Here is a 21,835-nt window from a genome sequence, read left to right as displayed (position 1 = left end):
CGGTACTTTCATTATACAGGGTTACCACAAAAAAGTCATAATAATACAAGAGGTTGCGAAACAATAATAAACTACTTGCAGGTATAGTCGCCGGAATTGTCGCAGGCTCTCTCCTTGGCGGAATCTATCCGGAAGCGGGTTTGAAGGTTCATTTTATCGGCCACCTGTTCATCAAATTCCTGATGATGATCGTCATGCCGCTCATTATTGCAGCAATGATAAGCGGCATATGCAGGTTCGGAGATGTAAGAAAGCTCGGCCCTCTTGGTTTCAGAACAATCTTCTACTACCTGGGGACGACCGCACTTTCCGTTCTGACGGGTATCTTGCTGGTTATAATCATTCATCCGGGACAATTTGCTTCGACAACCCAGCAAATTGAAACACGCGGAGGCGTCGTCGTACAGGATGCTCCGTACACCGTTACAGGGAACACCGTCGTCATTGACGGTGTTTCTTTATCGAAAGAATACTCTTCATCCTATTCCATAATCCTGCTCGACCGCGATATCTCGGGCAAAATCACCTCACAGCATGAAGGGAACATCATCGAGGTTTCAACGTGGAGAAAGAACAAAAACAACCCTGTTTCATTAACGGGAAAGGGGAAAGGCATCGCCATCGACAAGCTTCCGGCAGAGAGGTTTATGCAAGAACAAAGAGGCATAACAGATATTTTGAAGGAAGTACTGACCGGCTTGATCCCGGCAAACCTCTTTAAAGCCATGTCGGAAAATGACATTCTTCCTGTTATAACCTTTTCACTTCTTCTTGGTGCGGTGCTATCGACACTTGGTGAACAAGGCAAACCGGTGATCGATTTTTTCAATGGTCTTAACGAAGCGATCATGAAAATCATTCACCTCGCCATGTATGCAGCACCTGTCGGCATTGGAGCCCTTATTGCCGGTAGACTTGGTGAGGCAGGAGGTTTTACCGGTTTCCTGCCTGAATTACTCCAGCTTGGAAAATATGCTCTTACCGTTATTACGGGATTGATGATCCACAGTATGATCATTTTACCACTTATTCTTAAACTTTTCGGCAAAACCGACGTGGGACGCTTTGCTTACAACACCACCCCGGCACTCCTGACTGCATTTTCAACAGCCTCGAGTTCAGCGACCCTGCCATTAACCGTGGAATGTGCAGAAGAGAAAAACGGGGTTTCTCCACGTACTGCAGGATTTGTTCTTCCTCTCGGAGCAACGATCAATATGGATGGAACAGCACTTTATGAAGCCGTTGCGGTTATTTTCATAGCGCAGATGAACGGAATCACTCTTGGACCGCCTGAACTCACCATCATTTTTCTTACTGCAACACTCGCAGCGGTTGGTGCAGCGGGAATTCCCGAGGCGGGACTGGTAACGATGGTGCTCGTGCTGAAAGCCGTCAACCTACCTATTGAAGGGATATCGCTTATCCTTGCTATCGACTGGTTCCTCGACCGCTGCAGAACAACGATCAATGTATGGGGTGACAGCATCGGGGCAAAGGTTATCGACAGATACGTTTTACGATCTAATCATCCGTCACGATGACAAGACAGCGGGATTTTTTCCAGAATTCAGATTCATCCGTGATAAGAAGCAACGAAGAAGTTCTGCCCCCGACAAGTTCATAAGAACCTTTTGTATGGGGTGTTATGATCCTTAGATTCTTTACCGACTTGTTAAAATAAAGGTCTCTTGTCTCCGTGATATCGATCCTTTTGAAAAGCGAAACGTCAAAATCCTGCGCAAGATAGTAGTCGGTATCGAAAATTGTCGATAAAGGACTACCCGGTTTCGACAAAATCCCTTTTTCTGTCAGCTCATCATAACTCCCCGATATATAGTATGCGTAGGAAAGAATATCTTCCTGTTCGAGAATGAACTCATCGAGGACATCGACTGTCTCCAACAGTTCAGACACTCTTGCATCGAGTTGTTGAACTTCTACCTTGAGTTCACGGATCTCTCTGTCTTTATCCTCGAGCGTGTTACGCATCTCGGCAACCAGATTATCGAGAGATTCTATGCGGTAAGCCGAACTCATGTTTTCTTCTTCGAGCTTCTGAATCAGATTTCTGCTGGCTGCAAGGGTAGAATCGATAAAACGAATACTGGCATAAATATCCTTGCCGAGTTGATCGACACTGCTGCCCTCCTGTTTTTCGATGTTTGACGAAAGCTTTTCGACAACCGCCTCTTTTTGCTGAATCCTGCCGAGATTTTTCTGAACCTGCGTCAGAATGGTCATCATGGAGTCAATATGCTGCTGCTGGGACTGCGTCTCTTCTTCGGATCTGCCACACCCCGTAAACAGCTGAATGAACAGCAGGAATACGATGAAAAAGAAATGGCCGGTATTTTTTCTTACAACCATTGTACCCATTGTTCGATCCCCTCTTTAGTGCCATACCAGGTTGTATGGGGTGTAGGAAGATGCTCTATCCCCGAAATTGTGACATTTTTCGCTCCTTTCAAAAAACAGCTTTTTACCGGCACGATACCGTCACCGGCAATGTTCCCCTGCTCCGAAACATTTTTATAAAACATGTAGCACATCCTTTCTACAATGCCTTTCTCCAGTGAACCGGTGTAGCGGTCGCTGACAACGGATACAATCTTGCATCTGTCAAAGAAGCCCGGAGAAAGATGTTTGCGTATAAAATCGGTTTTTATCCTTGCATAATACTCTGTTGTCTGAAAGGGTGTTCCCAATGTAATCAGTTTCCCAACTGAAGAGCTACGCTTGTAAACATCTCCCTGAAAGGGACGCTCAAGAAGGTAAACCAAAGCAACCGTTCCCCCACCGCTATGCGCCACAATCGTTATTTTTTCATCAGGATAACGCTGCTGTACCGAGGCAACTGTCCGGTCAAGAGCAGCCATCACACGATTGGTTGATTGTTCGGGAGAGGGCGGAAACCCTATCCAGTCAAGAATATTGACCGGCACAACAGCAATTTTTTCTTCGGGAACATAGGCAGCAAGTGCCTTTTTCATCCCTGCGTAAAGGTTGTCCCAGAAAAGAACGCCAGGGAGAATCACAACCGGATTTTGAGATGTTTGGCTCATTCTCTATAACTACTCCCAGTCTCTGAGAAGATCTACAAGCAACCGAACACCAAATCCTGTCCCCCCCGGGATTGTCTTCCCTTTCTTGGCAGAAAAAGCAGGACCCGCAATATCAAGATGTGCCCAAGTCTTGTGACCGTTGATGAATTTTTCAAGAAACTTTGCAGCCGTGATCGATCCAGCGCCTTTTGCCCCTGCATTGTGAACATCCGCCACTTCCGATTTAATCAGCTCGTCATACTCTACCCAGGTGGGCATACGCCATACCTTTTCACCTGATTTCCTGCCCGCTTCGTATATCTTCCCTGCAAATTTGTCGTTATTGCTGAAAAGCCCTGCCACTGAATATCCCAGAGACACAATACACGCACCGGTCAGCGTCGCAAGATCGATAACAGCATCAGGTTCATACTTTTGAACCGCATAGGAGAGCGCATCAGCAAGTATAAGCCGGCCTTCGGCATCTGTATTGCCTACCTCGACCGTAATGCCTGAATATGTAGTAATAACATCACCAGGGGTCTGTGCCGCTCCCCCCGGCATGTTGTCCGTAGCCGGAATAAAACCTATGACACGTAAAGGCAGACCCAGCAGAGCAACCGCCTCAACAGTCCCGATAACTGATGCCGCGCCTGCCATATCACACTTCATCTCATCCATTGCGCTCGAAGGCTTAAGAGATATGCCTCCCGAATCAAAGGTAACTCCTTTGCCGACAAGGGCAACGGTTGCGACCGGCTGATCGGCCGGTTCATACTCCAAAACCGTAAATGTCGGAGGAGCATAACTCCCCTTATTGACGGCCTGAAGCCCACCCATGCCAAGCTCTTCAATTTCCTCTTTATGAAAAACCGTAACTTTACAACCGGATTTCTCAGCCGAATTCCTGGCAGCCTCAGCGATATCTTCAGCATTCAGCAGGTTGCCCGGCAGATTGACAAGGTCACGAGCCAAACATCTTGCGTCAGCGATAATCCGACCAGAACGGACACCGTCCTCCACATCTTTCACATTTCCTGCATTGACACGGATCTTCAGTTCTCCAATTCGAGCTTTTTCTTCTTTCTCTTTTCCTTTCTTCTTTTCGAGTTTACCGCTCTTCAAACGATCGAAACTGTACAAACCGTAAAGAATCGAGTCGACAAAAAGTTCTGCCATCATGCTGGTTGATTCCTTGATGGAATGTGCCCAGGAACTAACCGAGGAACAGTCCAGTACGAGGTTTTTCACTCGCAGTGACTTTATATGACGAGCGACAGCTGTAGCCGATTTACGCAGATCCTCAGCTTCGCCCATCTCTCCGAGACCCAACAGCAGAACCCTGGGTGCTTTCAGCTTTGAACCGCCTGAATACAATACAAGCGAATCACCAGACTTACCCTTGAAATCCTTCAAGGCCCCTTTGTCCAGCCCAAAAGCTTCAAACGCCTTTTCAGCATCTCTCCTGAGCTCTTTTACCGTAAAGGGCATAACGAGCAGATCACTTTTAAGATTTTTGAGCGAACTTTTTGTTACCGTTATATTCAGCATGGCATTCTTTTTGTTTGTGCATGGACACAAAAGCAACGGGTCTTACACGTCACTGTATGAGTCTGTATCACTTTTTATTAACGATTTCCGAACTTTTCAGAAAACTTCTCACTTCGGAAAGAATCATCTGAGTTGCCTTTTCGGGCGCATAGCGAAGGAGGCAACCCGCTGCGTTCTTATGCCCCCCACCTCCGTATTTTTTAGCTATCCTGTTTACGTAAACATCCCCTCTCGACCTGAAACTCACTTTTGTTCTGCCATCCTGCATTTCAACCATGAGAACGGCAATCCGAACACTCCGAACGCCCAGCAGATATTTGATGATGAGATCGGTGTCAAAAAGTTTACTGCCTGTTTCGTTGAGCATTTCCTGAGAGATAAACAGCCAGGAAATCTTGTCGCCATCGATCAGTCTGATTTCAGAAAGTGCAGCCCCAAGAAGCCTGAGAGCCTGGGGTTTGAGAGAATTGTATACCTGGTCGTATATTTCGTTCGGATCCGCGCCTTTCGCAACCAGGTCGCCTGCAAGAGCATAAACATATGGAGTTGTCTTGGGAAATCGAAAAGACCCGGTATCGGTCATGACAGCCACATACAGTCCCTCCGCGACACCCTGTGTGATCAGCTTTTTTCCAACATGCACTTCCATTGCCGTTATGAGATCATACATAAGCTCTCCTGTCGACGATGCGTAGGTCTCACATACCATCAGATCAGCAAAGTCTTCAGGATCAAGGTGATGATCGATGCAAAGTACTTCCAGCTTGCCAAGCTCACGAGCAAAGCTCACATGGTTCCAGATGCTGCCCATACGCTCACTCAGATTTGCATCCAGCAGCACCACCAGATCGGCAAGTGAAATTTCTTCGATCAGATCTTCACCCTGCTCGTCGAATACGCTTATATCGGCAATATTTCGTAAAAAGTTATAATTGGTAGGAACTTCTGTAGGATTGACAATCGACACTTTTTTACCGAGGGTTTTTAAAACAGCGGCAAGGGCCACCTCGCTACCAAGACCGTCTCCATCGGAATTCATGTGCGTTGTAAGAACAATATGCTCACCGGAAAGCAACATATCGATACACGGTGCCCACTCGTTTTCATCAAGCCTTCGTCCATATTCAGGTATAATCATCAGCTCATAGTTCAATTTATCGGAATATTTAATTTACTGCTAAATTATCCCGTTGACAAACCTTCAAGAAAAAGCGCCAAAATGCTGTTTTTTTCTCAAGGGGTAATTCAATACCTTATAAAACAATTATACATGGAAAATCTCTCGGAAATTATACCCCAGGAATTTTCTCAAGTTCTTTTATTACTGGAAAATAACCATATACTGATTGTATCGGATGCTTAAAATTTTTGAAAAAATATTTGGTTCGAAACACGATAAGGACGTAAAAAAAATCCAGCCTCTCGTTGACCGTATCAACGAAACATATAGAACACTTCAAGAGCTTAGTGACGACAAGCTACGTGAAAAAAGCCAAGCCCTCAAATCCGGCCTGCAAAAAAAGCTGGGTAAAATTGAGGAACAGAAAAACGATCTTCAAAACAAGCTCGAAAATCCCGACATTGCCCCAAACCAGGTTGAAAGCATAAACAGGGAGCTTGACGAACTCGAGGCAATGTATGAAAACGAAACGAAAGCCGTACTCGAAGAAATCCTGCCTGAAACATTTGCCATTGTAAAAGATACCTGCCGAAGACTGAAAGGACATACCTATGAGGTCATGGGACATCCCATGACCTGGGACATGGTTCCCTACGATGTTCAGCTGATAGGAGGAATTGTTCTGCACCAGGGAAAAATAGCGGAAATGGCGACAGGTGAGGGTAAAACCCTGGTATCAACATTGCCGGCATTTCTCAATGCCCTTACCGGAAGAGGCGTTCACGTTGTTACCGTCAATGATTATCTAGCCCAGCGTGACCGGGAGTGGATGAACCCGATATTCGAATTTCACGGATTGACAACCGGAGTCATTCTTGCGGGCATGCGACCTGATGAACGGAAAAAAGAATATCAATGCGATATAACCTACGGTACAAACAACGAATTCGGTTTCGATTATCTCCGGGATAATATGGCTGGATCACCCAATGAACTTGTTCAGCGGGACTACTATTTCGCTATTGTCGATGAAGTCGACAGCGTTCTTATTGATGAAGCGCGAACCCCTTTGATCATTTCGGGACCGGTTCCGAATTCCGATACAGGAAAATTCACAGAAATCAAACCCTGGATTGAACGCCTGGTCAAGACCCAGCAAAATCTGATAGCAGGATACCTCACTGAAGCAGAAAAAATTGTCAGGGATGATCCGGGCAACTTCGAGGCAGGTCTTGATCTCCTTCGTGCAAAACGAGGTCAACCGAAGAACAGCCGCCTGATAAAAGTATTGTCGCAAACAGGTATGGCAAAACTCATGCAAGGTGTTGAAAATGAATATCTCAAGGACAACGCAAGACGTATGCATGAAGTCGATGACGAACTGTACTACTCTATCGATGAAAAATCAGGATCGATTGATTTGACTGATAAGGGACGTGACTTTCTCAGCAAGCTTAGCCAACAGGACAGTGACCTTTTCCTCGTGCCTGATGTTGGCGCTGAAGTAGCGGCGATAGAAAGCAACCCGTCATTCGATACCCAGCAAAGAATCAGTAAAAAAGACGAAGTGTACCGGCTTTTTTCCGAACGTTCGGAAAAGCTTCACAACATCAGCCAGCTACTCAAAGCATATTCGCTTTTCGAAAAAGATGATGAGTATGTCGTTCAGAACGCTCAGGTTATGATCGTCGATGAGTTCACCGGCCGTATTCTTCCAGGAAGACGTTACAGTGACGGGCTCCATCAAGCAATAGAGGCAAAGGAAAACGTCAAGATAGAAGGTGAAACACAAACCCTCGCTACAATCACCATTCAAAACTTTTTCCGTCTCTATAAAAAACTTGCGGGTATGACCGGAACGGCCGAGACGGAATCGGCTGAATTCTATGATATTTATAAGCTGGATGTGGTCGTCATTCCGACGAACAGACCGATTATCCGAAAAGATCAGGATGATTTTGTTTTCAAGACACGCCGGGAAAAATACGCAGCCATTACCGGCAAAATTATGGAACTGCAGAAAAAAGGCCAGCCGGTACTTGTCGGTACCGCCAGCGTCGAAGTTTCCGAAACCCTTTCGCGAATGTTGCGTGCAAAAAAAGTGATGCACAATGTTCTCAATGCGAAACAGCACGACCGGGAAGCCGAGATTGTCGCTTCCGCAGGCCAGAAGGGTGCCGTTACCATTGCAACAAACATGGCAGGACGAGGTACCGACATCAAGCTTGGCAAAGGGATAAAAGAAATGGGCGGCCTTTTTATCCTCGGATCGGAAAGGCATGAGTCAAGAAGAATCGACCGTCAGCTTCGAGGCCGATCGGGTCGACAGGGAGATCCCGGTGAATCGATATTTTATGTCTCTCTCGAAGATAACCTGATGCGGCTTTTCGGTTCGGACAGGGTTATTTCCGTCATGGATAAACTCGGTCATGAAGAAGGGGATGTCATCGAACATTCCATGGTGACAAAATCGATTGAACGGGCTCAGAAAAAGGTGGAAGAGCAAAACTTCTCGATTCGAAAACGACTTCTCGAGTACGATGATGTACTCAACCAGCAGCGTGACGTTATTTACAAACGGCGGCGCGGCGCACTGATTAAAACACGCTTGACTGCCGATATATTCGACCTGCTTCATGATTATTCGGAAAATATCGTCAATAAGTACTCCAGAGACTTCGATGTCCAAGGTCTCGAGGAACAGGTTCTCAAAGATCTATCGGTGGAATTCCGGATAGAAAAAGCAACCTTTGAATCCGACGGTGTAGAAAAAACCGCTGAAGCCCTTTACACCGCTGCTCTTGATTTTTATAAACGCAAAGAAACCGCCATCCCGGAAGAGATTATGCGGCAGATCGAAAAATACGCTGTTCTGAACGTCATCGATCTGAAATGGAGGGAGCACCTTAGGGAAATAGACACACTCAAGGAAGGAATCAACCTCAGGGCTTACGGCCAGAAAGACCCACTTCTCGAATACAAGCAGGAAGCATACAAGCTCTTTGTCGGTATGCTTGGTGAGATAGAGCATGAAACCCTTTCACTTGCATTCAAGCTTTTCCCGGTAACCGAGGAAGCTCAGCAACAGATCGAAGCTGAACGCCAAAAATCGCAGCTACGGCAGGATCGCCTTGTTGCCCGTCACGATGAAGCGAAAACCGCCTATGACAGCCCCGGAAATACACAGACAGAAGGAAGGCCGGACAGAAAGACGCAAAGTCGCAATACCAGAGAAAATGCTGAACAGCCTCAACAGCCTGTACGGGCGGAAAAAACCCCTGGCAGAAATGATCCATGCCCGTGCGGAAGTGGAAAAAAATATAAAAATTGCTGTGGCAAGTAAGGTCTTAAGCAGAAAACAACACCTATAAACATCATGCACACGGAACCTGAAGTAACGCTCGATCTTGCAAAGGAACACGGACTCAATGAAGAGGAATACCGCAATATTCTCGATATTCTCGGACGAAACCCTACGTTTACCGAGCTGGGTATTTTCTCTGTTATGTGGTCGGAACATTGCAGTTACAAAAACTCTATCGCTGTTCTGAAAACACTTCCCAGGGAAGGCGGAGCCCTGCTCACTTCGGCGGGAGAGGAAAATGCAGGACTTGTCGACATCGGTGACAACCTTGCCGTTGCATTCAAAATCGAGTCGCACAACCACCCCTCCGCTGTTGAACCTTATCAGGGAGCGGCAACCGGCGTGGGCGGTATACACCGCGATATTTTCACCATGGGAGCAAGACCGGTTGCCGCACTGAATTCCCTTCGGTTCGGTTCACCCAAAGATCCGAGAGTACGCTACCTCGTCGATGGTGTTGTCAGAGGCATTGGTGATTACGGTAACTCATTCGGTGTCCCCACTGTCGGTGGAGAAATTTATTTCGAAGACTGTTATACCGGTAACCCCCTTGTCAATGCAATGTCTGTCGGTCTTGTACAACACGACAACACTGTCAGTGCAACTGCCGAAGGAGAAGGAAACCCGGTGCTGATTGTCGGATCAGCTACAGGAAAAGACGGTATTCACGGAGCGACCTTCGCTTCCGAAGATCTGAGCGAAGCCTCCGAGGACAAAAGACCCAGCGTACAAGTCGGGGATCCTTTCGCAGAAAAGCTCCTTCTCGAAGCGACGCTTGAAGCAATTGCCACCGGGCATGTTGTCGGCCTTCAGGATATGGGTGCTGCAGGAATTACCAGCTCCACCTCGGAAATGAGTGCAAGAGGCATCGGAAAAAACGGCACCGGCGGGATAGAAATAGACCTGGATTTCGTTCCTGTTCGCGAAAACGATATGAGTGCTTACGAAATTATGCTTTCCGAGTCACAGGAGCGAATGCTCATCGTCGCAGCCAGAGGATTTGAGCAGGAAATCATCGATGTATACAGAAAATGGGATATTCATGCGGTTGTGATAGGCAAAGTAACCACGGACAACCTTCTTAGGGTCCGTCATCATGGCTCTGTGGTTGCTGAAATACCGGCCGAATCGCTCGTACTTGGAGGCGGAGCTCCGGTTTATATTCGGGAAGCTCTCGAAAAAAAACCTGACACTCCTCAAGCAGATCTCGCCCCGGACAGCTCGCTCGACCTGCGTTCAGTGAGCCTTCAGCTCCTCTCCAGCCCGAATATCGCAAGTAAACAATGGGTTTATCAGCAGTACGACTCCATGGTTCAGACAAATACCGTCACGTCCACCGGCCAAACCGATGCCGCAGTCATCCGCATCAAGGGAACGCAAAAAGCAATAGCGATGAAAACGGACTGTAATGCCCGTTATGTCTATCTCAATCCGAAAAGAGGTGGTATGATCGCTGTCGCCGAATGTGCGAGAAATATCGCGTGTTCAGGAGCAACTCCCCTTGCCATAACCAACTGTCTGAATTTCGGCAACCCTTACAAACCCGATGTCTATTATCAGTTCAAGGCATCTGTCGAAGGAATGGGAGAAGCCTGCAGAGCGTTCAACACTCCGGTTACCGGTGGCAATGTGAGTTTTTACAATGAATCGTCTCTCACCGGCACAGCGATCTACCCGACTCCTGTTATCGGCATGATCGGACTTCTCGACAACATCAATCACCTTACCGGTTCAACGTTCAAAAATCCCGGTGATGCGATTCTTCTGCTCGGAGACCCGGAACTGACGCTCGATGGCTCCGAATATCTTGTCATGCAATACGGAACCCAGGGTCAAGATGCACCCTCTTTCGACCTGAATCATGAACACAAGCTCCAAAAGCTTCTTGTTTCTCTTGCAAAAACAGGTCTTTTGCATTCCGCACATGACATTTCAGATGGTGGATTGTTCACTGCGCTTGTCGAGAAAGCCGTACTCGAACAACACAACCCTCTCGGATTTGCAGTCGACCTTGAATCGAGTGAGCAAAGCAGTTCATTCATTCAGGAGCTTCTTTTTTCCGAAGCCCAGGGACGTGTTCTCCTGAGCCTTGCTCCCGAAAACGCCGTAAAGGTGATCGACATGGCAAACAATCATGGCATTGCAGCAAAAGTCATTGGTCAGGTCAGGGAAAAAAACGCATCGATAGAGATCAACGGCAGGCAAACACTTTCATTCGCCACTGAAGAGCTGTCTCTGGCCTACTACCAGGCTCTTGAGGAAGCGTTACATCTCGACGAACTTGAAACAATCTGACAATTCATGCAACCGATTCTGACAGCTAAAGAAATGAGCCGGGCCGACAAGGCTGCCATTGAACAGTTGCATACTGACGAATCGAGGCTCATGGAACTTGCCGGGCGTGAAGCATCCCGGATTATCCGTAAATGTTTTGCCGCCGAAGAAACGGGCCTCGATGGGTTCGCATTTCTGATTGTCTGCGGAAAGGGCAACAACGGCGGGGACGGCTTTGTTCTTGCGAGGCATTTGATCAATCTTGGGGCAGTTGTCGATCTGATCCTTGTTTATCCTCCTGAAACTTTTTCGGCACTGAACCGGAAAGGCCTTGCAATTCTGGAAGCCTATTCCGCCAACACCGAAAGCATCCGGATTTTCAAGAGCCACGAAGAAGCATTGCCTTTCGTGGCTGAACGGCATTACAACGGCATTGTCGACGCTATTCTCGGAACGGGTCTGAATCTGAAAACAGAAGGCGATGCACTCAAAACCCCTGTCAAACATGCCGCGGAACTCGTCAACAGTATCCATGAAAGAAGCCAGGCCGTTACCGTTTCCCTTGACCTCCCCAGCGGACTTGACGCCACCACCGGCTATGCATCCTCTCCTGTGGTACACGCTGACGTTACCATCAGCATGGCTTATCTGAAAACCGGCTTTTTCTTCAATTCAGGACCTGGAGTTTGCGGAGATGTACATATTGCAGAAATTTCGATCCCTGAATTTCTTGTACGGCAATCAAAGTGCCATCTTATCGATAAAGAATTTGCCTCTGATAACTTCCTTCTCCGTGATCCGGGAGAAGCCAAGCACAATAACGGTAAACTGCTCGTCATAGCCGGCTCGCAGCACAACGAGAGCTCCATGCTCGGGGCTTGCCTGCTTGCCACGAAAGCCACTGTCAACAGTGGAGCAGGCTATGTCTGCGTCTCGCTGCCAGTAGAACTGGCAGGACCATTACACACCTATGTTCCCCCTGCAACGGTAATCGGCAGAGACTTCGGTTCTCTCCGTGAAAAAGCCTCCTGGGCGGATGCAATCGTCATGGGATGCGGACTTGGCAGGGAAAAGGAAACAATTTCACTGGTACAGAAGCTCCTTACAGATCCGGTTGTTGTATCGAAAAAGCTTATCCTCGATGCAGACGCTCTTTTTGCCCTTTCGCAAAACGGTTTCTCTCTTGACAAGCAGAATTTTCAAGATATTCTGCTCACTCCTCATGCCGGCGAATTCAGCAGACTCACCGGCCTTACTGTCGATGAAATAATGGCCAACCCTCTGGACACCGCTCGCGGGTTTTCCGCAAAAAACAAGGTAAATCTGCTGCTGAAAGGCAATCCCACCTGCATCATTCAACCTTCGGGAGACGTCCTTATCAACAACACCGGAACAGAAGCCTTATCGACAGCCGGAACGGGAGATGTACTTTCCGGCATGATCGGCGCATTTGCAGCTAAAGGCATCGACACCTTCCACGCCGGCGGTGCTGCGGCATGGTTCCACGGCCGTGCCGGCGATCTTGCAAGCGATGTTTCAAGCCTCGTATCGTCCGAAGATGTACTCGGTGCCATCCCTGCCGCTATCGGCGAAGCGTTCGATATCGAAGAACTTCCGGAATGATCGGTTCGGCAGCAAAAGATAGTCATGCTGCATTCTGGGAATATTAGTGGAACCTCGAAATGGCTTAGGAGAGATGGCTATATCGATCCATCCGTATTCAGGTCTCTTCAATCCTGCCCAACCACATCTTGCGATTTCAGAAACTTCCTGACATTCCGTGCAGCCTGGCGAATTCTTTCTTCGTTTTCAATCAGCGCCATCCTGACATATTCATCACCATAAGGCCCGAATCCTACACCGGGACTGACTGCTATCTTCGCTTTCTTCAAAAGCTCTTTGCTGAACTCCAGACTGCCGGCTTCACGGAAGGGCTCCGGTATTCTTGCCCACACGAACATCGAGGCCCTCGGCTTCTCGATATGCCAACCGGCATTTGCAAAGCTTCTTACAAGAACATCCCTGCGTTTTCGGTACGTTTCTCTTATTTCGTCAACGCAGTTCTGATCCTCGTTCAACGCAATGGTTGAAGCAACCTGTATCGGAGTGAACATTCCATAGTCAAGCCAGCTTTTGATTCTTGTGAGCGCCCCGACAAGCTTGGGATTGCCGACAAGAAACCCGACCCGCCAACCAGCCATATTATAGGTTTTTGAAAGGGTATAGCTTTCAATGGCAACATCCTTGGCACCCCGCACCTGAAGGATCGAGGGTGCACGATAGCCATCGAAAGTTATCTCCGCGTACGCAATATCGCTGATGATATAAAACCTCTCCTTCCGGGCTATTTCGACAAGCTTCTCATAAAAGTCAAGCTCAACCGTCGCGGTTGTCGGATTGTTGGGAAAATTCACTACCAGATACTTCGGTTTCGGTGACGACTCGCGCATGGCCGTTTCGATATTGCGAAAAAATGCCTCTTCGTCAAGCGAGAAATCATCGTTCAGAACAAGCCTGAACCGATGGACATTGCCGCCGGCAAGGATAAAAGCCTGGGAGTGGATAGGGTAACATGGATCGGGAACCATGGCTACATCGCCAGGATTTGTAATAGCCTGTACAAGGTTTACATACCCTTCTTTCGACCCCATCGACGCGACAACTTCACTATCCGGATCAAGCTCGACTCCGTATTTTTTGAGATACCAGCCGCAGATTGCCAGACGAAGTTTATAAATACCCTTTGAAACAGAATATCCATGTGTCCTTGGTTTCTGTACGCTGTCGACAAGCTTGTCGATTATATGCTGGGGTGTTTGACCGTCGGGATTTCCCATCGAAAAATCTATTACATCCTCTCCAGCCCGCCTTTCGGCCATCTTCAGCTCGTCAACAGCAGCAAAAACGTATTTTGGAAGCCGTTTTATCTTTTCAAACTCAATTTCATCAAACATGCCTTGTTCAGTAACAAATTCATAGAAAAACAAAAACTAATCTTAAAGAAAAAGAATGAGACGACAAATAGATTATTGCCGCCTATTACAAGCATAATCCGGAAAATCAAACATCAAAAACAAATAGCCGGATTGTACGTCTCTCGCAAAGAGATAACCTCCTTCCCGCCAGCCATACCGCCCAACATCCACAACCACGCTCCGCCTGTCCCGGTTCAATCCGAATCCCTGGAGTTATTCACCGATAAAACAAAAAGGATCTTTTTCTTTGAAAGGATCAAGCCCCATACCGTAAACAACAGCCATACATCCACCACAAACCGGACGAAGCCTGCATGTCTGGCAGGCCTCAGGCCCTTTTCTGTACCGTTGCGCTTCCGATGACTCGTATAAGGTTAAAAAATCTTGCTGAAGAATATTGCCGATCAGCGAGGGAAACTTCCTGCAAGCATGCACCTCTCCGTCAGGCAGAAGTGCCACGAAATTGAACGCCGCACCACATCCGAAACCTGTACATCCTCCAAAAGGTGACAATCCTCGATGCTCACGAAGAATATTGATAAGGTTATCCTTGAGACCAATCACCGGATTGCCATCAGCCGCAGCAACATACTTTTCGAGAAACCGCCTGTAAGCATCCCTGCCTGGAAGTGAAAGGCCCGCTCCCTCACCAACCTGGGAAAGACGGTTGAACGTGAAATAATCAGCCTTGTGCCGCAATATCTCTGCAAGAGGAAGCACTTGATCCAGATTCGCATCGGTAAGAGTTAACATAACGGCTGAAGAGATCTCTTTTTTCCGAAGAAGATCGAGAAACTCCATCACCCTTCGGTAGTAACCTTCTCCTCTGATACAATCATTGTGCGCCTCAAGTCCTTCCATACTGACCTGAAAATATTCAGGTGTACCGATATCACAGAGACGTTGCAAGGCATCTGCATCTACAGGGTTACCGAGCAGAGAGGTTGCAAATCCTTTATCTATTGCAGCTGCGTACAAACGGAAAAAATGTGGTGACATGAAGGGGTTTCCACCTGAAAAGCAAATGTGGCCCCGCACATTCTTCTCCCGGCAAAAACGTTCAAAGTCATCGATGATCCATAGCCCCTGATCAGCTGTCAGTGGTGAACGTTTCTCTCTGTCATAACAATGCTTGCAATGTAAATCACACGCATTGGTAATGTGCCACTGCAAGGTAAAAGCCGATGCAGTAAAGTAACGTTTGGGGATCTTTTCTCCCTCAGGGAACCCTTGGAGAATACGTGATACAAGATAAGGCGCTTTGAGAACCACACCTTTACGCGCAGCGTAATCGATAGCCTGATTGACAATTCTCAGACGGTATCCTTGCAGTTCAGGCTCCTCCTCCGAGAGAAATTTCAGAGCAAGCAGCATCTGCTCGTCTGCTTTTTCAACATAAAGCTTTCCCGACTCCGGCCCTTTCCATACAAGCATCCAGCCCTCATATTGCTCGATAGTATCTGGCTGCAGCGATATCTGCTCTCGGAAAAACGGGATTATATCATTGGTTACCGGAACAATCTGCAGCAATGGATTGATAACCGCACCATGAGACGGACGGCTGAAATCCTTATTCATATGCTCTACGTTCCAGCAGGCATATTCGACACTGGCCAGATCGGCGAGAAAAGCAAACTTTGAAGAACGAAGAAAGGTGCTACGGAGAAAATCCAGGAATTTTTCGGGACTCGCTCCATAAGATTGCTGCATTTGTGTACTCGACAAAATGCCATTCCCTCCCCCATGCATCAGTGTCAGGGGAAAAATCTTTTCAACAGGAGCTGCTGTAACCATAGATTCACTCTCGCGTCAAAATCAATATGTAACGTCCCCTTTATCGCCAATGTAGATTCTATCGGGATACAAAACAGGAAAAACACGGTAGAGAGAACAGGGGACGAGACTCTCTGAAAAGGATTGCACGGTTTCTCTTTTCTGCCATCATCGAGCCTTTCCTGGAGATCCGTTCTTGACGTTTACCTTTTTGGTTAGGGGGGAACAGACTCTCTTCAGGCGACTGACGAAAGTTGCTCGATAGCCGTAAGGCTGTCTCAAAAGCAAAACCGAGACAGCCTTTCTGGGAGTCAAAAAAAGTGTTCAGAACTCTGGTCTACGATATGAATGCTACTCGTTCGAGCCCTCACCAGCCGCTTTGCCGTCTTTCATACCGGCGCACGACCCTGTACCGTGAGCTGAAGTATCTTCCATCCCTGAACACGAACCGGTTCCCTTCGCAGCATCTTCGCCCTCGACCTTCTCGGTTTTACTACAGCTTCCTGCACCACAGCTACCGTTAGCCTTTTGACATCCTGTGAGGGTCACGCTTGTCACAAGACCGGCAATACTCAGACCGGCAAGAACTTTTTTCATTGCATTTTTATCCATAGGTCTCACTCCTCTGTTTTCGGTTGATGAGAACTGTTAACACCATATCAGAGGCATACACACTCATACTATCAATATACATAAATGAAACAGGAACGAACAAAATCTCATGTGCAGACCACTCTTGGTGGCCGAAAAATCACCGGATGCTCACCTCGTCCGGGCACGAATTCACACCCCTAAAACCTTACGGCCGTCGCTTTGAGAGCCTGGTCCTTAAAGCGGCTTTTCCATACTGAACCGGATATCATTTCAGCGATTGCAACAGTAATATGACGCGGCTCCACACCCAGATCCCTGTTTCTTCCAAGTCCCTGAACACATGAAGGACAGTTGGTCAGAATAACGGTTTCCCCTGTCTCCTCCTTTACCTCACTGATTGCACTTCTTTTACGCTGCAGCATTGAATCGGTAATATCAGGCCTTGAAAGAGCAAGTGTTCCAGCTTCCGAACAGCAGTGATCGATCGGGGTCACATTTCCAAACCCACCTAACGCTTTCAATTTTTCCAAAGCTTTACCCCCAAGCGAATCATGACATGGTGCATGGTACATGCAATGCTCGTCACCATTCAGTCTGAGCCCCCGAGAAACCGCATAGCTCATGACATCTACAATGGTTCCACCGAACAGTTTTCTTGTCTCCATTCCATCCAGCGCTTCCATACATGTCCCGCAGGAAACCACACATGCATCGAAATCCAGATAAGCCAGCATTTCCTGAATCTGGGTAAAGATCACCGTATTGCGTAGCACAATTTTTGAATGCTGTTCGTTCTGGGCATTCACATGAGCAGGAAATCCGCAGCAGAGAAAAGGAGGCGGCAGCACAACCCTCACAGATGTTTCGAGAAGCAGATGAATCGATGCCATTGAAATGGATGAATGCAGTCTTTCCGATCCGCAACCAGGGAAATAAAAAACCGTTGCAACAGCATTTTTCTCCGGCTCGAAAATCAGCGCCTGATCCGGATCGCAATGTGGAATGAGATCACGCAATGTTTCATCGGGCACCTGAGGCGCCGCCGAACTCACCATCTTGAGTGGGTAAAAAGAAGACAGAGCTTCCATCGATTGCAGAGGCTGTGTAATCCTGTTACCAGCACGTAATGCTGCACTGCCAGCACGCAAAACGCCTTTACGGAACATCTTGTTGACAAGGGGTGAGCGACTTTCAAGATATTTCAATGTCATCTGCGTAACAGCGGAAAAATGCTTGTACCCCCTCGATTCAAGAATATCACGCTCGAGAACGGATACCTCTCCTGTGTCGATATCGACCGGGCAGGGCTTCAGGCATTTATGGCATATGGTGCAATGATCTGCAACATCCTCCAGCCATTGAAGCAGCTCAAACTCCGTTGACCGTTCACGCTGAGCCACGTAGAGCAAGGCTTCTATGAGCGAACCAATTGCGAGGTTCTTGTTTCTCGGATGGTAAAACATCCCTCGTGCAGGATAAAAAACACAACAATCTGTCTTGCACTTGCCACAACGAATGCAAAAATCAACATGCTTGGACAACTCCTCGATCTTGGCCCTTTTGAGAATCTGAGCTTCGAGCTCAAGAAGATTGAAGGAAGGAGTGAAGATATGATCGAGAACCTCGAGATTATCCAGTTTTCCAGGATTCATCATCCGGTCAGGATCGACTGTCTTTCTGTATGCAGAAAGCTCATCGATCCGCGCCTTGTCCATATACTTGAGCTTTGTAACACCGATACCGTGCTCACCGGAAACAACACCACCGAGCGAAACAACTTTTTCCATAACCTTGTCGACAACATGATCGGCACGGCGAAGCATCGGCTGATCATTCGACAGAACCGGAATATTGACGTGAACGTTGCCATCACCGGCATGCATGTGTGTCGCAATGACAATGCGCCGGTCCCTGACATACTGAAACGAATCGTCAAGCGCCGACACGATATGGGGATAACCGTGAAAAAGCTCATTGAGCTTATTTCTGAACTCCTGTATTTCCGAAAGAGAACGTAGAGCGTTTTCATCGGCCGTCTTCAGCTTTTCTCTCGTCACCGCACTTAACTCATCCGCCGGAGACATCTTCGCCGCAAACTGGTCACCATCCTCCTCAACAGTAACATCGTGAAGCAAAGCAAGAGCGCTATCGATAAAACCAAGTTGGGAGTACCGCTCTTCCTCGATATTCAAAGCATCGACGAAGCGGGCGAATTCAGCAAGGGCATCGAGAGGAATAACGATATCTTCATTCAGCTTGAATGCGTTGGTTCTCCTTGCAATCGCACTGAGCTTTTTCCTGTCGGCCCAGAAACGTTTCGCTTCTTCAGCGTCACGGGCAATAAAAAGCAAGGTGTTGGGATGCTTTTCGAGCAGTCGTTCCACTTTTTTCACTCCCTCCTGCACAGAATCCCGATCATGCCCGGCTATATCGATCAGAAGCACCGCTTTCGGCATGCTTGTTCGAGCGGCTTTGACCTTGTAATCAATAGCTTTTATATATTCGTCATCGAAATGTTCCAGAGCAAGCAATGCCTCCGAATCATCTTTCGGAAGAGGGAAAATACGCGACAATTCAACGATAACACAGCTTGCCTCATCCATATCGGGACCAAAAAATTCAAGGCAGAGTGTTGTCGTTTCCTCATACTTCGGGTAGAGAACAAACAACGCTGAAGTAATCACACCGTCGGTTCCTTCTTTCTGCAAACCCGGAACCCCCCCAAGTGTCTTATTGGTAATATCCTTCCAAAGTCCCTTTTTACGTATATCGGTACCCTGAAGCCGTATCTGCTTGATTGATTTCGCCTTACTGTCCAGAACCTCATAGGTAACGGTATCTTCAGGCAGGATTTTGCGAAGCCTGTGATCGGTTCTGCGAACTCTCCAGCGCTCTCCCGAGGGCATCGCCATCTCCCACTCAAGAAGATTGTCGATGCAGGTCCCCCAGCGAACCGCTTTCTTTCCTCCTGCATTTTCTGCAATGTTACCGCCGACAGTGCAAGACCATTCGCTTGTCGGATCCGTGGCAAACACAAGCCCGTGCTCAGCGGCATAATCCATGGCTTTTTCGGTAACGACACCAGTCTCAACCTCGATAACCGGAGCGGAAACACTATCCCCGCCATCAAGCTCGAATTGGCGCTGGCCAATCCCCCTTACCCTGTCAAGCTTTTCAGTATTGATGATCACGCAATCGGGCCGAAGCGGAACCGCTCCTCCGGTCAAACCGGTTCCAGCGCCGCGGGGAATAGCTTTGAGCCCCAGCTTTCCTATTACCTGTAACAATGGAGCCACCTGAGCCTCATCATCAGGAGTGACAACGGCAACCGGAAGATGCAGACGCCAGTCAGTGGCATCGGTTGCATGAGCAACCAGCGAAAAAGGATCGAACAAAACGTTTTTTCCACCAACAATCGCTCCGAACTCTCTCTTCAAACGTCTTCTGAACTCCGGGACCCGCTCAACCTCAGCCTGGAATTCATCAAAGAGCGCTCTGAGAGCCGCCACGATCGACAATACCCGCTGCTCTCCATTTGCAGAACTCTCGATGGTATCAAGATCCTTGAAAGCCTGATGTAACAGCCTGGTTCTGCGCGCCGGAGAATTGACAAGCTCCTGAAAGAGATACGGATTCCTCCGATGGATAAGCACTCCACCGATAATGCGCATCAGAAGCCTTGCCGAACGCCCGGTAACCCGGAGATCTCTGAGTTCATCGAGCATTCTGACGCTATCCTCTCCAAGAAGATAGGAAAGAAGCTGTCGGTCAGTCGCAGATGTATAATTATATGGTATTTCTCGCACTGATGTTGTATCCACAATAACAATAACTAAATCCGAGCTTCTGCTTAAAGCTCAATGCACCTGATAGTTAGCCTTGAAGTCAGCCAAATATCAGAAAAATTATGCTCATATCCATGAAGGTTCACTGACAAACCAAACGGAAGTACAAGAGCAAACCGATAAAAAGCTTAGAAAATTCATTCGTAGGGGAAAAGGCTGGGGTAAAAAGTCAAAGGTCAAAAGGAAAAAGTTAAAAGTGGATGGAAAGCTTGTTGGCTGGATAGCTCAATAGCGAGATGGCTTGTTAGCCTGATAGCTGTTTTGAATGTCATGCCGAACCTGATGCGGCATCCATACTCGTTTTCTGAAAAAGCTGGCTTTCCGGCTCAGGCATGAAGATGAGCAGCAAAACAAAATCAGCACTCTTTGCCCATTGCTCAAAATGTAACACTGAGAACTATTTTTGAATGCGCAATCAGTAACTTATTCATATAAGAAATTTTATTTTACAATTTTCAGTACCTGTTAGCTACTCCCCAATTATAGGACCAGTTTTTCCGATACTGATACTGTGGTTCTTACTCATCGTCTTGATCAAAAACTCAATTTGTCCAGTCAAACTGAGCTCTGTAACGAAGGCTCAAGGATGAAGATATTGTAGTGTTTTCTTAGCTTCCAAATACCACTACCGTTTTACCACCTGTATTGCATTCATCTGCACTATTTGGTATTTTGTGTTTCAGTGAAATACAAAATACCAGCAACGATGAGCATACCGACAAAGAAAACTGAGAAACGGGAGCAGATCAGCTTTCGTATCGCCTCCAGTGAGAAAAAGCGGATCGAGAGGCTTGCCCGGGCTCTGAACCGAAACAAGACGTTCGTTTTCAAGGAAGCCATCAGTCACTATCTGGATATCAACGAATGGCAGATAGCCGGCATTCAGGAAGGGTTGGAAGACCTCGAACACGGACGAGTCGTTTCACAAGAGGAGATCGAGGAGGAATGGAGGCGCAAGAGTGAAGGTTCAGTGGACTGAAAAAGCACAGAAGCGACTCCAAGAGATCGAGGCGTACATGATCGCAGAAGAGTACACCCGGACGAGAGCAAGCAAGATTATTTTTTCGATCATCCAGAAAACCAACGGACAGCTCTCAGAATACCCACAATCAGGCCGACCAGGCAGAGTAAAGAACACCCGTGAACTGTTCTTTACAAACAGTCCTTTTCTGGTCGTTTATACGGCACGGCAACAGGTCGTCACCGTGCTTTCAGTGTGAGTCTGTGAGATAAAGTGTGTAAACGGTCATAGTTTCCTATCATGTAAAAAGGAGAACAGCTATGACCAGAAAAAA

Annotated in this window: 14 protein-coding genes; 6 read left to right on the top strand and 8 right to left on the bottom strand. The window is 47.5% G+C overall.

The features are described 5' to 3' along the window. Positions 1 to 53: 53 nt before the first annotated feature. Positions 54 to 1,544, top strand: a complete 1,491-nt coding sequence (locus tag CR164_RS00075; protein ID WP_110021888.1) for a dicarboxylate/amino acid:cation symporter — start codon at positions 54 to 56, stop codon at positions 1,542 to 1,544. On the opposite strand, the gene CR164_RS00070 is transcribed toward CR164_RS00075, so the two are convergent. From CR164_RS00070 to CR164_RS00055, 4 genes are all read right to left on the bottom strand, one after another. Then, positions 1,525 to 2,379, bottom strand: coding sequence for a Cbp1 family collagen-binding glycoprotein adhesin (locus tag CR164_RS00070; protein ID WP_110021887.1), 855 nt, complete (start codon positions 2,377 to 2,379; stop codon positions 1,525 to 1,527). The two genes, CR164_RS00075 and CR164_RS00070, sit on opposite strands and share 20 nt — an antisense overlap. Further along, complete coding sequence (locus CR164_RS00065; RefSeq protein ID WP_110021886.1) at positions 2,361 to 3,065, bottom strand: esterase/lipase family protein; 705 nt, start codon at positions 3,063 to 3,065, stop codon at positions 2,361 to 2,363. The genes CR164_RS00070 and CR164_RS00065 overlap by 19 nt, the downstream gene beginning before the upstream one ends. Positions 3,066 to 3,074: 9 nt before the next feature. Continuing rightward, the gene (locus CR164_RS00060) at positions 3,075 to 4,592 is read right to left on the bottom strand and encodes a leucyl aminopeptidase (RefSeq protein WP_420820787.1); all 1,518 of its coding nucleotides are present in this window, start codon (positions 4,590 to 4,592) and stop codon (positions 3,075 to 3,077) included. 70 nt (positions 4,593 to 4,662) lie between these two features. Further along, complete coding sequence (locus CR164_RS00055) at positions 4,663 to 5,733, bottom strand: DHH family phosphoesterase (protein ID WP_110022267.1); 1,071 nt, start codon at positions 5,731 to 5,733, stop codon at positions 4,663 to 4,665. Between the two features lie 217 nt (positions 5,734 to 5,950). Here CR164_RS00055 and secA point away from each other — a divergent pair, with 217 nt between their 5' ends. Genes secA through CR164_RS00040 form a run of 3 tightly spaced genes read left to right on the top strand, consistent with a single transcriptional unit; the run spans position 5,951 to position 12,976 of the window. Next, positions 5,951 to 9,058: a preprotein translocase subunit SecA gene (secA, locus tag CR164_RS00050; RefSeq protein WP_110021884.1), complete on the top strand. Its 3,108-nt coding sequence runs from the start codon at positions 5,951 to 5,953 to the stop codon at positions 9,056 to 9,058. Between the two features lie 33 nt (positions 9,059 to 9,091). Next, positions 9,092 to 11,374: a phosphoribosylformylglycinamidine synthase subunit PurL gene (gene purL, locus CR164_RS00045; protein ID WP_110021883.1), complete on the top strand. Its 2,283-nt coding sequence runs from the start codon at positions 9,092 to 9,094 to the stop codon at positions 11,372 to 11,374. Positions 11,375 to 11,380: 6 nt separating this feature from the next. Beyond that, entirely contained in the window at positions 11,381 to 12,976 is a 1,596-nt protein-coding gene (locus CR164_RS00040) for an NAD(P)H-hydrate dehydratase (protein ID WP_110021882.1), read from the top strand. Between the two features lie 107 nt (positions 12,977 to 13,083). Here CR164_RS00040 and CR164_RS00035 read toward each other — a convergent pair whose 3' ends face one another. The 4 genes from CR164_RS00035 to CR164_RS00020 form a co-directional block, all read right to left on the bottom strand. Then, entirely contained in the window at positions 13,084 to 14,307 is a 1,224-nt protein-coding gene (locus CR164_RS00035) for an LL-diaminopimelate aminotransferase (protein ID WP_110021881.1), read from the bottom strand. 234 nt (positions 14,308 to 14,541) lie between these two features. After that, positions 14,542 to 16,122, bottom strand: a complete 1,581-nt coding sequence (gene sbtM / locus CR164_RS00030; protein WP_239994407.1) for a thio(seleno)oxazole modification radical SAM maturase SbtM — start codon at positions 16,120 to 16,122, stop codon at positions 14,542 to 14,544. Positions 16,123 to 16,452: 330 nt separating this feature from the next. After that, entirely contained in the window at positions 16,453 to 16,713 is a 261-nt protein-coding gene (sbtA, locus tag CR164_RS00025) for an SbtA family thio(seleno)oxazole RiPP natural product precursor (RefSeq protein WP_110021880.1), read from the bottom strand. Positions 16,714 to 16,892: 179 nt separating this feature from the next. After that, positions 16,893 to 20,501, bottom strand: coding sequence for a DUF3683 domain-containing protein (locus tag CR164_RS00020; RefSeq protein WP_110022265.1), 3,609 nt, complete (start codon positions 20,499 to 20,501; stop codon positions 16,893 to 16,895). Between the two features lie 745 nt (positions 20,502 to 21,246). Between CR164_RS00020 and CR164_RS00010 the strand changes: the two genes are divergently transcribed. Together CR164_RS00010 and CR164_RS13325 are read left to right on the top strand one after the other, a co-directional pair. Then, on the top strand, positions 21,247 to 21,519 hold the full coding sequence (locus CR164_RS00010; RefSeq protein WP_110021878.1) for a CopG family ribbon-helix-helix protein: 273 nt from the start codon (positions 21,247 to 21,249) through the stop codon (positions 21,517 to 21,519). A 37-nt stretch (positions 21,520 to 21,556) separates the two neighbouring features. After that, the gene (locus CR164_RS13325) at positions 21,557 to 21,760 is read left to right on the top strand and encodes a type II toxin-antitoxin system RelE/ParE family toxin (RefSeq protein WP_420820786.1); all 204 of its coding nucleotides are present in this window, start codon (positions 21,557 to 21,559) and stop codon (positions 21,758 to 21,760) included. Positions 21,761 to 21,835: the final 75 nt, after the last annotated feature.

This window comes from Prosthecochloris marina (genome assembly GCF_003182595.1).
In the GTDB taxonomy this organism is placed as follows: Bacteria; Bacteroidota; Chlorobiia; order Chlorobiales; family Chlorobiaceae; genus Prosthecochloris; species Prosthecochloris marina.
Note: the sequence above shows the minus strand (reverse complement) of the source record. Positions and strands in the feature narration are given on the sequence as shown.

What these genes read in the sequence shown, in the direction of transcription:
- sbtM (WP_239994407.1), bottom strand. Translation starts at nt 16,122, where the DNA reads ATGGTTACAGCAGCTCCTGTTGAAAAGATTTTTCCCCTGACACTGATG.
- CR164_RS13325 (WP_420820786.1), top strand. Translation starts at nt 21,557, where the DNA reads ATGATCGCAGAAGAGTACACCCGGACGAGAGCAAGCAAGATTATTTTT.
- CR164_RS00055 (WP_110022267.1), bottom strand. Translation starts at nt 5,733, where the DNA reads ATGATTATACCTGAATATGGACGAAGGCTTGATGAAAACGAGTGGGCA.
- CR164_RS00070 (WP_110021887.1), bottom strand. Translation starts at nt 2,379, where the DNA reads ATGGGTACAATGGTTGTAAGAAAAAATACCGGCCATTTCTTTTTCATC.
- secA (WP_110021884.1), top strand. Translation starts at nt 5,951, where the DNA reads ATGCTTAAAATTTTTGAAAAAATATTTGGTTCGAAACACGATAAGGAC.
- CR164_RS00035 (WP_110021881.1), bottom strand. Translation starts at nt 14,307, where the DNA reads ATGTTTGATGAAATTGAGTTTGAAAAGATAAAACGGCTTCCAAAATAC.
- sbtA (WP_110021880.1), bottom strand. Translation starts at nt 16,713, where the DNA reads ATGGATAAAAATGCAATGAAAAAAGTTCTTGCCGGTCTGAGTATTGCC.
- CR164_RS00040 (WP_110021882.1), top strand. Translation starts at nt 11,381, where the DNA reads ATGCAACCGATTCTGACAGCTAAAGAAATGAGCCGGGCCGACAAGGCT.
- CR164_RS00065 (WP_110021886.1), bottom strand. Translation starts at nt 3,065, where the DNA reads ATGAGCCAAACATCTCAAAATCCGGTTGTGATTCTCCCTGGCGTTCTT.
- purL (WP_110021883.1), top strand. Translation starts at nt 9,092, where the DNA reads ATGCACACGGAACCTGAAGTAACGCTCGATCTTGCAAAGGAACACGGA.
- CR164_RS00010 (WP_110021878.1), top strand. Translation starts at nt 21,247, where the DNA reads ATGAGCATACCGACAAAGAAAACTGAGAAACGGGAGCAGATCAGCTTT.